Source organism: Ignavibacteriota bacterium (genome assembly GCA_019637995.1).
Classification (GTDB): domain Bacteria; phylum Bacteroidota; class Ignavibacteria; order Kapaibacteriales; family UBA2268; genus JANJTB01.
In genome coordinates, this window is record JAHBUQ010000001.1 from 1,119,945 (window position 1) to 1,133,857 (window position 13,913).

Here is a 13,913-nt window from a genome sequence, read left to right on the forward strand (position 1 = left end):
ACATATATAGCGAAAAATATATTGAGATTATTTTAGGAAACCGATAAAAAAAACAACCACACCTTTGAGGATGTGGTTGCAATAAATATATTAACTAAGAAATTTCGCTTGCTTTTTGATACATTTAGAAAAAATGTAACCGGAATAATTAAGCAAAAATTACTCTTCTTCAGTTTGGCTTTTCTTATATGATTCAATAAGCTCAACCTGAACGTTCGGCGGTACTGCCTGATATTCTGCAAACTCGGAGCTGTAGGTTGCTCTTGCCTGAGTCATAGAACGTAATCCCTGAGAATATTTATCAAGTTCTGCAAGAGGCATACGAGCTTTAATTTTTTGATACTTACCTTCAGAGTCAATTCCCAGAATCACACCACGACGTGATGGCAGGTCACTCATTACATCACCGACGAATTCTTCAGGTACTTTTACTTCAACATTATAAATTGGTTCAAGAATTTTAGGACTTGCCTGAGTAAAATTATCTTTGAATACCATCATACCGGCAGTTTTGAAGGCAGCTTCATTTGAATCAACAGGGTGCATTTTACCGTCATAAACAGTTACACGAATGTCGCGAACATAGGAGCCTGTAAGAGGTCCTTCCTGCATTTTGTCCATTACACCTTTGAGGATGGCAGGCAGGAATCTTTGGTCAATTACACCACCAACGATACAATTTACATATTCAAGACTACCGCCCCAATCAAGAGGATAAATATCTTTTCCTCGAACATTAAAACCATCAGGATTAGGCATACCTTCTACCCATGGCTCAATCATCATGTGAACTTCTGCAAATTGACCTGCACCACCTGATTGCTTTTTGTGGCGGTACGAACCTTGTACTTTTTTCTGAATAGTTTCACGGTAAGGCACACGAGGTTCAATAAATTCAACTTCTACTTTATAGCGATGCTCAAGTCTCCATTTGATAGCACTAAGATGCAGTTCGCCTTGAGCAAAAATAATGGTTTGGCGTAATTCCTGAGAATGTTCGACTATAATTGTTGGATCTTCGGCGTGCAGAGCATGAAGACCAACGCCGACTTTTTCTTCCTCTCCTCTTGTCTTAGGAGCAATAGCAGTACGCACTTTTCCTGTCGGGTATTCAATTGGTAAGAACTTAACATTGAATCCTTTTTCATGTAGTGTATCTGAGATATTAGTATTCTTCAATTTTACTGTTGCTCCAATATCGCCTGCTGATAATTCAGTTATTTCTTCTCGTTTTTTGCCGGAAACAACATAAACGCCTCCAAATCTTTCTGACGAGTTTCTTGATTCATTTACTAAATCAATGCCTGAATGCAATTTGCCTGATTTCACTTTGAAATATGTCATATCTCCAAGTTTCGGATCCGAAAACATTTTAAAGACAAATAATGATACCTTAGCATTTGAATCGCAATCAACTTTTATGCTACCTTCTGCAACAGGCATAGGAACTTCATTTGGAGCCGGAGAATAATCTGCTACAAAATCAAGAATTGATGAAATTCCTGCTAAAGATTTTGTTGATGTAACAAATACCGGAAATATCTCGCGCCCTAAGAATGCTTTGCGTAGTCCGGTTAATAGTTGTTCTTCAGTAAGGCTGCCTTCCTCGAAGTAGATATTCATTAAATCTTCATTAGTTTCAGCAACAGATTCAATTAGTTCATTTCGGATCTCTTCAGCTCTTGAAAGTTCGCTTGAAGGAATATCGCTAATTTCAGGATTTGATGAACCATTAAAAGTTAATAATTTTAAAGAAAGAATATCTACAATACTTTTAAAGTTGCTACCTGGATTGAGTGGGTACTGGAATGCTGTTACTTTGTTGCCATACTGTGATTTCAGGTCATTTATAATATCATCAAATCTGGACTGGTCATTGTCCAATTTATTGATTACATAGAAGACAGGTTTACTTAATTTATTGGCATATGTGAGGGCATTTTCTGTGCCGACTTCAATACCGCTAACACCGTTAAGGACAACCATAGCTGTATCGCATACATACATCGGAGCAATCATTTCTCCGATATAATCATCATACCCGGGTGTATCAATTATATTAATTTTTTTATCATTGTGCTCAGCATTAACAACACTGCTGAATACAGAGCATCTTCTTTCGTGCTCAAGCTCATTAAAATCTGATACTGTGTTATTATCTTCTATTGTACCTATTCTGCTGATAATACCTGTGTGGTGAAGAATAGCCTCAATCAAAGAAGTCTTACCTGAGCCTGCGTGTCCGGCAACGGCAAGATTTCTTATACTCCGTGTTTCATACACTTTCATAACAAATACTCCAATTAAACTTATTTTTTTTTAAATTAGTAATAAAATAAACTCCAAATTAGGGAATTATTATGAATTATTAAAATTTTTTTTAAAATTTTGATGTTTTTCTGCGTCTTTTATTTAATTTTTGGTGAAAAATGAGTTTTGAACTTAATAAATCTGTAAAAATAATCAGACACAAATTAAATAATGGTTTAGAAGTAATTATTTTAAATAATCCTAAAGTTCCAATTGTTAGTATGAATTTATCATATAAAGTTGGTTCTAAGGACGAAATAGTTGGTATTCGTGGTTTTGCACATTTGTTTGAGCACCTGATGTTTGAGGGCTCAAAGAATGTACCTAAAGGAGAATTTGATAAAATTTGTTCTTCTGCCGGTGGAACAAATAATGCTTACACTACTTACGACTACACCGCTTATACAATGACTTTACCGTCTCACCAGATTGAATTAGGTCTATGGCTTGAATCGGATAGAATGTTCTATTCTGAAATTTCTCAATCCGCCCTTGAGACTCAGCAAAAAGTAGTTACAGAAGAAATTCTTCAAACCATCGAAAACCAACCTTATGGTAAATGGCGTGAAAATTTGGCAGCTCTTGCTTACTCGCCGGAGTGTTCTTATTCATGGGAAGTTCACGGTAGTAAGGAGGATGTTGCTAATTCTACGCTTGCAAACGTTCAGAATTTTTTCAACACATACTATAATCCCGAAAATGCCTGTCTAGTTCTTGCAGGTGATTGTCCGCCGGAAAATACGATGCCTCTCGTCGAAAAATATTTCGGCATTGAAAAAAGTAATGGTAATATCCGAAGGAATATTTTTGTTGAGAATTTCAAGCAAAAAGGTAAAACTGAAATTACTTATGACAATGTACCACTTCCGGCTGTATTTATTTCTTTTCATTTAGGTGATTTCAAATCCGAAGATATTTATACTGCTGATGTACTTTCTTATATGATTGGCAATGGACGCAGTTCGGAATTATACAAAAAACTTGTTTACGAAATGCAGATTGCATCTCAGGTAGGTGCTTTTGTTGATAAGCGTGAACATTGCTCGCTACTTACATTTTACGCAGTGGGCAATAAACCGCTAATCCAAACTGATGAATTGAAAAAGGCTATACTTTTTGAGATTGAAAAAGTTAAGAAAGGGCTTTTTGATGAAAGTTCACTATTCAAAACCAGAAATCAACTTACCTCTCAGATTGCAAATGAAATACAATATTCTCACGGTTTGGCTGATATGATTGGCAATTTTACATTATTCTGGAATAATCCGGAAATGATTTTCGAAGTATTGGGTAAATATAATGCTATCAATAGAGAACACTTGATTGAATTTGCAGATAAATATCTGGTAGCTGAAGAAGCAATTGAAGTTGTAGTACTACCAAAAGAAATGTCTGACAATGAAATATAGTACTTTGATATTGATTTTAATAATTTCGATGAACTTTAATTTGCACTCATCAAATTATTCATTCAATGAAAATACTGAAACTGTACTAATAACAACAGCAAGTGTTATGGGACTTGCTGTGCAAATGAGCAGAGGTGAGTATGAGCCCCTTACCGAATATAAAATTGAAGAGTTAATGAAAAAAGAATTGCTTGGAATCAATAGATTTGCAGTTCAAAATTACAATGACAACACGGCTTTGGTAAGCGATATTTTACTTGGTATTTGCCTTGCGGTTCCTGCAATTCAAATTTTTGACGAAAGAGTAAAACCCGAATGGGGGATTTACGGATTGATGTATTTAGAAACAGGTATGCTTAGTGTAGGTACAACTCAAATTGTTAAGAATATTTTCCAGCAGCCAAGACCATATATTTATAATCCTGATGTTCCAATTGAAATGAAAATGACTAAAGACGCACGCCAATCATTTTTCTCAGGTCATTCTTGTCTTGCATTTGCGGGAATGACTTTTTTCGCTGAATCCTATTCAAAATATTATCCCGATAATAGCAATCACAATATAATTTGGCTTGGTTCTATGTCACTTGCTGCTACTACTGCACTTCTGAGAGTACTTTCAGGCAGACATTTTCCGGTTGATATTTTGATAGGTTCTGCGGTTGGATTTGCTGTTGGTAAGATAATTCCTCACTTGCATGAATCCCGAAATGCTCAAATTCCGAATGAATTTATAAACAACCGGATAATCGCAATTTCGTTTAATTTATGATTTTATATATACTATATTACTCCGTTTAATCAATCTAAATGTTATAAAAATAAAATAAGTTGCATTTATAAACGATTACATTAAGATATATTTAGTATTTTTGTAATTATTAATTTGACTTAAGAGAAATATTTAATGAGAGCAGTAATTCCTGTTGCCGGTGTCGGCACTCGACTCAGACCACACACTTACTCATTACCCAAAGTTTTGCTAAATGTAGCAGGTAAGCCGATTCTTGGACATATACTTGATGCTTTGCTTGAGCAATCAATCAATAAAGCAACGATTATTACAGGCTATATGGGTAAGCTTGTTGAGGAATATGTTAAAGAAAGATATTCGGCAATGGAATTTGAGTTTGTAGTTCAGGAGCAGCGTCTGGGGCTTGGTCATGCGATATGGATTGGCTCTAAAAGTTACGGAAATGAACCGTTAATGATTATTCTTGGTGATACGATTTTTGATGTTGACCTTGGTTTAGCATTCAAAAGCGGTGTAAATTCAATTGGAGTGAAAGCTGTTGAAGACCCAAGAAGATTTGGAGTCGTTGTAAAAGGCAGTGACAACAAAATCACAAAATTAATCGAAAAACCTGAAGAACCAATCTCGAAACTTGCTATTGTTGGACTATATAATATTCAGGACACCGAGCTACTTACCAACAGTCTGAATGAGTTAATGGATAAAAATATTAGAACCAGAGGTGAATATCAGCTTACAGATGCACTACAGCTTATGATAGATAAGGGAGCTGATTTTACAACCTTCCCGGTTGAAGGCTGGTACGATTGCGGTAAACCCGAAACATTGCTTTCTACTAACAGGTTTTTATTAGACCACAAGCCTCAATTTCCAAAATATAAAGATTCCGTTATAATACCTCCTGTTTTTATCTCGGATTCGGCAGTAATTGAAAGGTCTGTTCTTGGTCCTTATGCATCTATTGCCGATGGTGCTGTAGTTAAAGACAGTATAGTTCGAAATAGCATTGTCAGCTTTAATGCAAAAGTAGTTTCATCACTACTTGAAGAATCAATTATTGGTAATGATGCTGAAGTAAAAGGTCATTTTCACAAATTAAATGTTGGTGATTCAAGTCAAATTTCAGAAAGTTAATTGTTTAATGTTTAATCTTTTAAAGATATACACAAATGAGTAATAATTCATATTTATTTACTTCTGAATCGGTCTCAGAAGGGCATCCGGATAAAATTTGCGATCAGGTTTCTGACGCAGTATTAGATGCGATGCTGACCGATGACCCAAACAGCCGCGTGGCATGTGAATGCTATGCAACTACGGGTATGATTGTAGTGGGCGGCGAAATTAAAACAAATACTTATGTGGACTTGCAGAGTTTGGTTCGCGGAGTAATCCGTGACATCGGATATGATAAGAACGGTCTTAGATTCGATGCAGATTCAGCAGCAGTTATTAATGTTATCAATCAGCAGTCAACTGACATTGCAATGGGTGTTGATACCGGCGGTGCGGGTGACCAGGGTATGATGTTCGGTTATGCCAATGTTGAGACTGAAGAGCTTATGCCTGCACCAATTATCTATTCACACAAATTAGTAAAACATCTTGCTGATTTGAGAAGACAACCCGGAATTATGGACTATTTAAGACCTGACTCAAAATCACAGGTTACAATAGAATATGCTGATTCAGGTGAAATTTTAAGAGTGGATACAGTTGTTATTTCTACTCAACATGACCCTGATGTATCACAAACTCAGATTAAAGAAGATGTTATTGAAAATGTAGTTAAAAATATTATACCATCTGAGTATCTTGACAACAATACGAAATATTATGTTAATCCTACAGGTAATTTTGTTATTGGTGGTCCTCACGGAGATACCGGATTAACAGGAAGAAAAATTATAGTTGATACCTATGGTGGAAGGGCGCCTCACGGCGGTGGAGCTTTCTCGGGTAAAGACTCAACAAAAGTTGACCGCTCAGCAGCTTATGCCGCAAGATATTTAGCAAAAAATATCGTTGCCGCCGGACTTGCCAAAGAGTGTACTATTCAGCTTTCTTATGCTATTGGAATAGCCCAGCCGGTTTCAATACTTGTAAATACACATGGTTCATCACAATTCAGTGACAGATTGCTTGATAAATTTATACTTGAAAATATTGATTTATCACCGGCGGGAATCATCGAGAGATTCAATTTAAGAAGACCAATTTTCAGAGCTACTGCTGCCTACGGACATTTTGGAAGAAATGAATTTCCATGGGAAGCTACTGATATTGTTGATTTATTTAAGAAAAATTTTGCATGATTAATCGGGGAAGTAAATTTTGATGCAAAAAAATATAACAGTAGCTTACGGCAATGGTATCGGACCTGAAATTATGAATGCCACCCTTAGTATTTTAGATGCAGCCGGCTGTAATTTCAAATATGATGTAATTGAGATTGGAGAGAATGTTTATCTTAGTGGCATAAAATCAGGTATTGCTCCTGAATCCTGGGATATATTACGCCGTAATAAAGTATTCCTTAAATCCCCAATAACTACTCCACAAGGTTCAGGTTATAAAAGTCTGAATGTTACAATTCGTAAATCAATGGGGTTATTTGCAAGCGTCAGACCCACTGTGGCTTATACTAATGTCATTCATTCACATTTTCCAAATATGGATTTAATAGTTGTTCGTGAAAATGAGGAAGATTTATATGCAGGCATCGAACATCAGCAGACAGGCGAAGTTATTCAATGTTTAAAACTTGTATCAAAACCCGGAACTGAAAAGATTATCCGTTATGCTTTTGAATATGCACGCTCTATGGGTAGAAAGAAAGTTACCTGTATGACAAAAGATAATATTATGAAGCATACAGATGGTCTTTTTCATAAAATGTTTCTTGAAATTGCTAAAGAATACCCGGAGTTTGAAACCAATCATTTAATAATTGATATTGGTTCAGCTCGTATAGCAGATTATCCTGAAAATTTCGATGTCATTGTAACACTTAATCTTTATGGGGATATTATTTCCGATATTGCAGCGGAAGTTGCGGGATCCGTAGGACTTGCCGGTTCATCAAATATCGGGGATTCTTTTGCAATGTTTGAAGCAATTCATGGCTCGGCACCAGATATAGCAGGCAAAGGTATTGCAAACCCAAGTGGACTTATTAATGGTGCCGTGATGATGCTTATGCACCTTGGAATGCCTGATAAAGCAGAGCTCGTTCAGAATGCACTCCTGAAAACTCTCGAAGATGGTTATCACACTCCGGATATTTATAAGGAAGCTACTTCAAGAGTTAGAGTTGGTACTGACGAATTTGCTGATGAGATTATCAAAAGACTTGGTAAAAAGCCAATTATATTAAAAGAAGTTAAATTTAATCATGACTTCAAACCAATTCATGTAAAACCTTCTCCTTATATAAAACCGGACAAAGAACTTGACGGGATTGATGTGTTTCTTGATTGGACTGGTGATGAGCGAAATCCAAATACACTTGGTGATTCTCTTGAAAAAGCTATTGAGAATACGGGATTTAAGCTCAAAATGATAACCAACCGAGGCGTAAAGGTATATCCTGACGGTTTCCCGGAAACTTTCTGTACAGACCACTGGAGATGTCGTTTCAAAAGAAATAACGATGACTTAAAAATTTCAAATAATGATTTACTTGATTTGCAGAAATCAATTGCAAATGCGGGTTTTGATATTATCAAAACTGAAAATTTATATTTAATAAATGGTGAGAGAGCTTATTCTCTCGGTCAAGGCGAATAAATTTTAAAATTATAATTAAAAAGGACTAATATTATGTCAAATATACCCCCAAAAAAAGCAACCGGAAATTTCTCAGAAGTACTGGGAAAATATTGCGTAAGAGATATTTCTCTTGCAGAAGAAGGAAGATTACTCATTGAATGGGCTGAAACTAAAATGCCTGTTTTAATGGGATTGAAGCAAAAATACAGCGAAACTAAGCCTTTCGCAGGTTACAAAATTGCTGGTTGTCTTCACGTAACTAAGGAAACTGCAGTCCTTATCAAAACACTTCAAGCTGCAGGTGCTGAAGTGCTTTGGTCAGGTTGTAATCCTCTATCAACAAATGATGCAGTTGCTGCTGCTCTTGCTGAAGAAGGCGTACAAATTTACGCATGGTATGGAAATGGTGAAGATTTCTACTGGTGTATTGAGCGTACAATTGACGCTAAACCACATCTTACTCTTGATGACGGTTGCGACCTTATTGATACAGTTCACGAAAAATACAAAGAACTTGCTACTTCTCATATTATCGGTGGCTCTGAAGAAACTACTACAGGTGTTCACAGACTTCGCTCACGTGAGGCAGCCGGTCAACTTCTCTATCCCGTTTATGCAGTAAATGATGCAGAAACAAAATGGGATTTTGATAATGTTTATGGAACAGGTCAATCTACATTAGATGGTATTATCAGAGCTACTTCAGTATTGCTTGCAGGTAAGAATTTTGTAGTTGCAGGTCACGGTCACTGCGGTTCAGGTGTTGCAAAACGTGCTAAAGGGATGGGTTCTAATACCATTATTACAGAGGTGAAAGCTACAGCCGCTTTAAAAGGTACTCTTGAAGGTCATGAAGTCATGACAATGGATGAAGCAGCTAAAGTTGGTGATATCTTCTGTACTGCAACAGGTGTAAAAGATGTTATCCGTAAATGGCATTTTGAATCTATGAAAGATGGGGCTATTATTTGTAACACAGGTCATTATGATGCTGAAATCAATATTCCTGAATTAGAAGAAGTTTCGGTAAGCAAGAGAACAATTCGTCCAAATTGCGAAGAATATACTCTGAAAAATGGTAAGAAGATTTTCTTACTTGCTCAGGGAAGATTGATTAATCTTGCAGCAGCTGAAGGACATCCATCAGAAGTAATGGATATGTCATTTGCCAATCAGTTTATGGCTCACGTTTCACTTATCGAACGTCATAAAGCAGGCGAAAAAATGCCAATCGCAGTTATGGAAATTCCTGTTGAGCAGGATGAATTTGTTGCTCATACAAAACTTACAATGTCAAATCTTAAGATTGACACTTTAACTCCGGAGCAACTTGCTTACATCAACGATTATAATGCCGGAACCTGATTAAATCTGTCAGTTTGTTTTTTAAATCTCCCTTGCCCATTTATTAGGTAAGGGATTTTTTTTTCAAGAATATTCAATTTTTCATTTTAGCAATATTATTTTTTACTCAACTGAAACAAACATTATAAAATTGTGTCTATGCAATTGAAAAAGATATGAAAAATTTTAATAAATATAGCGACAACGATTTAATTCAAATAACGGCAAATTCCGGTGAGCCGGAAAAATCTGCGGCTTTTTCTGAATTGTATAATCGCTATGCAAATAATATTTATCTGTATTGCAGGAAAATTTTCGGTGATGGCACTTTTGCAGAGGATATTTTTCAGGATACTTTTTTACAACTACTTAAATGTATTGAAAATAAAATATATATTGGAAATGTGCAGGGGTATTTACTTAAAACAGCACGCAATTTATCACTGAATTTCAGGCGTAACCAAAGAGCTGAAATGGTAGAATTTGATGATTTCAGAGCAAATATTGACGATAACAGCTACGAACTTAAAGAACTTTCCGAAATGATTGATTCTGCTCTGGAGTTACTGCCTGAAGAGCATAAAGAAGCATTTATACTTCAATCTTATCAGGGACTTAGCTATAGTGAAATTGCAACACTAACCGACGTACCGCTTTCAACTGTCCGCAACAGAATTGTAAGGGCAAAAGCAAAATTAAGAGAAATTCTGGCTCCAATGATTAAGGAGGAAAAATTATGAAAAATTATGATACATACAGCGAGTTGATTTATCTTGTAATTGATGGGGAAGCAAGTGATGCTGAAAGAACTGCTTTCTATTCAGCACTTACCAAAAGCACCGAATTACAAAATGAATTTCAAACTGCTATGAAGTTTAACAGAGCGGCTGAGAGTTATCCGAAAAAATCAACTGTTCCGGTGGCAGTTACTGATAAATTATTCAGCAAAGCCGGCTTGACATATATCCCCAAAGATGCGGCTATAGGTGCTGCAGCCGTTACAAAAGGAGCAATTGTAAAAAGTGGTATCTTTAGTAATGTTATGAGCAACTCAATCAGTAAAATTGGCTTTGCTGTTATTGGAATGATCCTTGGTGCCGGAATAATGTATTTACTGAATGATAATTCCGAAATTATCGCTGCCGGAAGTCAGCCCAATAATATTGACAACAGATTTATCAAATTCGCAGAACCTGAAAAAGCAATTCCAATAATGAGTGCAAATAATGTTGATGAAATTTCATTTACTAAAAGCATCAAACGTAACAAAATTGCATCTAATAATTCAGGAAAAATTCTAACAGAGGATGTTGGAATGGAAGATGAAAAATTTGAGAATATTCCTCATCTTAAAGATATATCAGAGATATCAAATATTTCAAATAGTAATGAATATTTTCACAATTTGAGTAAATCTAATATTAATTACGAGAGATTTAATAAGATGATTTATGAAAATAACATCCTGAATAAAAACAACATATTTACATTCTTTGATAATCTGGAAATCTCTTTGGAAAATTCAATTCCGTGGTTTGTTCCTGAAGCATCAGTATCACCAAAATCTTATAATAAATTCAACAATTTGGGCTTAAGAGTGTTATTTAAGGCAAATGATTATTTCAGGACCGGAATTTCAATAAATCAGTCCACATTTTTTGCAGAGTTTATTCAAAGTGAAATGGATGGGAATATTTACAATTATCGAATTCAGCCAAATTTAACAACGGTTTCAAGTGAAATTTTAATTAATTTGATAAATTCGGAAGTGTTGGTGCCGTATATTCAGCTTAGTGTGGGAGCTAATCAGGCAGGGATTGTTTTAAGTCCGGCAATGGGTATTGAGTACAATGTTGTAAATTCTTTATCAATTTATTTCAGTGGTACAATGGATTATTTTAGATTTATACAAAACGACAACTGGTTCGATACTCAAAAATTCAGACTGAATTACGGTATAAATCTCAAATTTTAATTAGGAGAAATTGCTATGAAATTACTTTTGAAAAGTATATTGCTTTTAATGATAATAATTATTTTCAGTTCTTGCAAAGATATACTTTCTACAGAACCGAGATATGATAAAAAAATCATAACTGAAAATCTATCACCTGCTGATTCACTCAAACTTCTGACCTTACCCGATGTGGACTTAGGAATTATTAGAGTAAAAGCTATGATTTCAAGGAATATCATTATTGCCAATAATTCTGATTTACACGATATAGAAATATATTCAATTGATAATGATAATAAAACGGGAATATTTACTTACGGTTTTCCTGAAGGAATGCCATTTGTTATTAAGTCGTCTTCAAGTACTGAACTTTTCCCTGCAATCGAAGTAACATTCATTGCTGACCCAATTGTACCGGGAATTTTCTATGACACATTATACATAAATCAAAACGAAGAAATGTTTATTCCAATAAGAGTGCAAACAAGATTTTAATAATAAAAAGGAGTTCTAAAATGAAAAAGTTCACATTGTATTTAGTTGCTTTCTTTGCGATTTCCTCACCGCTTTTAGCGCAAAAGTTTAATCATCCCGAACTACAGTCGGATACATTAAGAACATTTGAAAGTAAAAAGAATACTGTCAGCAATATTCAATTCGGTGCAACAAATTATGGGATAAGTAATTGTTATTTCAATTTCCCTGAATTACGGGGTGTAATTTGGCCCAGAAATAGTGATATTACTTATTCTTTTGGAAGCGGGTTGTGGATTGGCGCTAGTAAATATCATCCTGATTCAAATAAAACAAGAAACATGGTTCTAATAACATATAACCCGAACTCAGGGAAAAGTTGGGCTGTGCCAGGGAGAATAGAAGACGGAAATGAAGTCAAATATGATTTGAAGAAGAAATACAGGACATTTTTAAGTACAGAATACAACACATACACAGGCGAGCCTTTTGATAGTGATTACGAATATAATTGGTCTCACTGGATTTCAAACGGAGAGAAAAAGTACAGTCATGGAGTATTTTTAAATGAATACGAACACGAAAATTCAAAGCGAAACCGCGATAATTATCTTAATGGTCCTTTAATTGTATCCGATGAAGATATTGTAACTACCTTCAAGGATACAGACTTAAACTTTTATGAGGGTGGCTCAGCAAACAGACTGGCACAAGGTTATCCCTTGAGTTTACAAATGGAATCATCCATTTATTCTTGGAGCGATGATTTAATGAAAGATGTGATAATTCAAAGATATGTAATTGAAAATAAGTCCAATGACACACTTAAAGACTGTTGGATTGGGAATTATAATGGTGTTGGGATTGGACTTATTTCAAAGTTTGATAACAAAGAATGGGGGACAAAAGATAGATTGATTTACTACGAAGAAGATAAAACATTGAATCTTTTTGTTGCTTGGTCAGAAAATTCTGAGGTCATAAATGGTAAAGGATTTGGTTACTTTGGTGTATCCTTGCTTGAAACTCCGGCAGTTGATAGCGATGGCTTTTTGAGAAATGACAAGCTAATATATCAAATGGATGAACAGATTGGATTAAAGTCATTGTATAATTGGCACATCAAGAATGATCCAAGATACGATGAACAAAGATATGACATATTAACATCAAACCAAATTTACAAGTCAGATGATTATCTTGATGGTGGAAGAGTTATGACATCTACCGGTCCATTTCACTTTCGTCCGGGAGAAAAGGCATACTTTACTGTATTGATAGCATTTGCACTTCCTGCTAAAGGAGGCGAAGCTGACGGTACAAAAGAAGATATTGCAGGTATCGGCGGCAAAATCAACAAGGGCGATAATCCAATTAAACAAAGCAACGAATTATCACTTATTGATAAAATCAAATTTGCAAGAGATAAATATTATAATGGCTTAGTTACAAAAATATTGGAATCTGAAGTTCGCAGAAATTCAGAATTGAGTGTCTATCCCAACCCCGCTACAGATTTCATTACAATTCAATTAAGCAAAAAAGGGCTTCAGCCCTTTGCAGCGACTGGTAAAGTGCAAATATTTGATGCGTTGGGTTTGGAAGTCATATCCACCCCGTCAGCTGCGCTGACACCCACGGGTGAGGGGAATTTAAGAATTGATGTTTCGCATTTACCAGCAGGAGTTTATTTCATACGTGTTGGTAATAAGGTAGGCAAATTTGTGAAGAAGTAAATCTGTTGAATGTTAAATGTTATTGAGTTGAATGTTTAATCCGTCTTCGCAACAAAGGGCTTCAGCACTTTGCAATAAGATTAAGTAGCCAAAACAGATGGACTACACCTCGGAGGTGGAGTCCATCTTGCTTTTTATTAATCCCAGAAATCCTTTAA

11 protein-coding genes are annotated in these 13,913 nt (G+C 35.4%); 10 read left to right on the plus strand and 1 reads right to left on the minus strand.

Features of this window, described 5'->3' with window-relative positions:
- Window positions 1-159 precede the first annotated feature (159 nt).
- Window positions 160-2,289, minus strand: coding sequence for an elongation factor G (locus tag KF896_04390; GenBank protein ID MBX3042937.1), 2,130 nt, complete (start codon window positions 2,287-2,289; stop codon window positions 160-162).
- Between the two features lie 140 nt (window positions 2,290-2,429).
- Here KF896_04390 and KF896_04395 point away from each other — a divergent pair, with 140 nt between their 5' ends.
- From KF896_04395 to KF896_04440, 10 genes are all read left to right on the plus strand, one after another.
- Window positions 2,430-3,719 carry an insulinase family protein gene (locus KF896_04395; protein ID MBX3042938.1) on the plus strand — a complete coding sequence of 430 codons (1,290 nt, stop codon included), beginning with the start codon at window positions 2,430-2,432 and terminating at the stop codon, window positions 3,717-3,719.
- Window positions 3,709-4,491: a phosphatase PAP2 family protein gene (locus KF896_04400; GenBank protein ID MBX3042939.1), complete on the plus strand. Its 783-nt coding sequence runs from the start codon at window positions 3,709-3,711 to the stop codon at window positions 4,489-4,491. The genes KF896_04395 and KF896_04400 overlap by 11 nt, the downstream gene beginning before the upstream one ends.
- A gap of 135 nt (window positions 4,492-4,626) precedes the next feature.
- On the plus strand, window positions 4,627-5,607 hold the full coding sequence (locus KF896_04405) for an NTP transferase domain-containing protein (GenBank protein ID MBX3042940.1): 981 nt from the start codon (window positions 4,627-4,629) through the stop codon (window positions 5,605-5,607).
- A gap of 35 nt (window positions 5,608-5,642) precedes the next feature.
- Entirely contained in the window at window positions 5,643-6,788 is a 1,146-nt protein-coding gene (metK, locus tag KF896_04410) for a methionine adenosyltransferase (GenBank protein ID MBX3042941.1), read from the plus strand.
- Between the two features lie 16 nt (window positions 6,789-6,804).
- Window positions 6,805-8,262: an NADP-dependent isocitrate dehydrogenase gene (locus KF896_04415; GenBank protein MBX3042942.1), complete on the plus strand. Its 1,458-nt coding sequence runs from the start codon at window positions 6,805-6,807 to the stop codon at window positions 8,260-8,262.
- Between the two features lie 33 nt (window positions 8,263-8,295).
- The gene (locus KF896_04420) at window positions 8,296-9,609 is read left to right on the plus strand and encodes an adenosylhomocysteinase (GenBank protein ID MBX3042943.1); all 1,314 of its coding nucleotides are present in this window, start codon (window positions 8,296-8,298) and stop codon (window positions 9,607-9,609) included.
- 155 nt (window positions 9,610-9,764) lie between these two features.
- The gene (locus KF896_04425) at window positions 9,765-10,328 is read left to right on the plus strand and encodes an RNA polymerase sigma factor (protein ID MBX3042944.1); all 564 of its coding nucleotides are present in this window, start codon (window positions 9,765-9,767) and stop codon (window positions 10,326-10,328) included.
- Complete coding sequence (locus KF896_04430) at window positions 10,325-11,563, plus strand: hypothetical protein (GenBank protein ID MBX3042945.1); 1,239 nt, start codon at window positions 10,325-10,327, stop codon at window positions 11,561-11,563. The genes KF896_04425 and KF896_04430 overlap by 4 nt, the downstream gene beginning before the upstream one ends.
- A gap of 15 nt (window positions 11,564-11,578) precedes the next feature.
- The gene (locus KF896_04435; GenBank protein ID MBX3042946.1) at window positions 11,579-12,040 is read left to right on the plus strand and encodes a hypothetical protein; all 462 of its coding nucleotides are present in this window, start codon (window positions 11,579-11,581) and stop codon (window positions 12,038-12,040) included.
- A 20-nt stretch (window positions 12,041-12,060) separates the two neighbouring features.
- Entirely contained in the window at window positions 12,061-13,755 is a 1,695-nt protein-coding gene (locus KF896_04440; protein MBX3042947.1) for a T9SS type A sorting domain-containing protein, read from the plus strand.
- The last annotated feature ends 158 nt before the right edge of the window (window positions 13,756-13,913 follow it).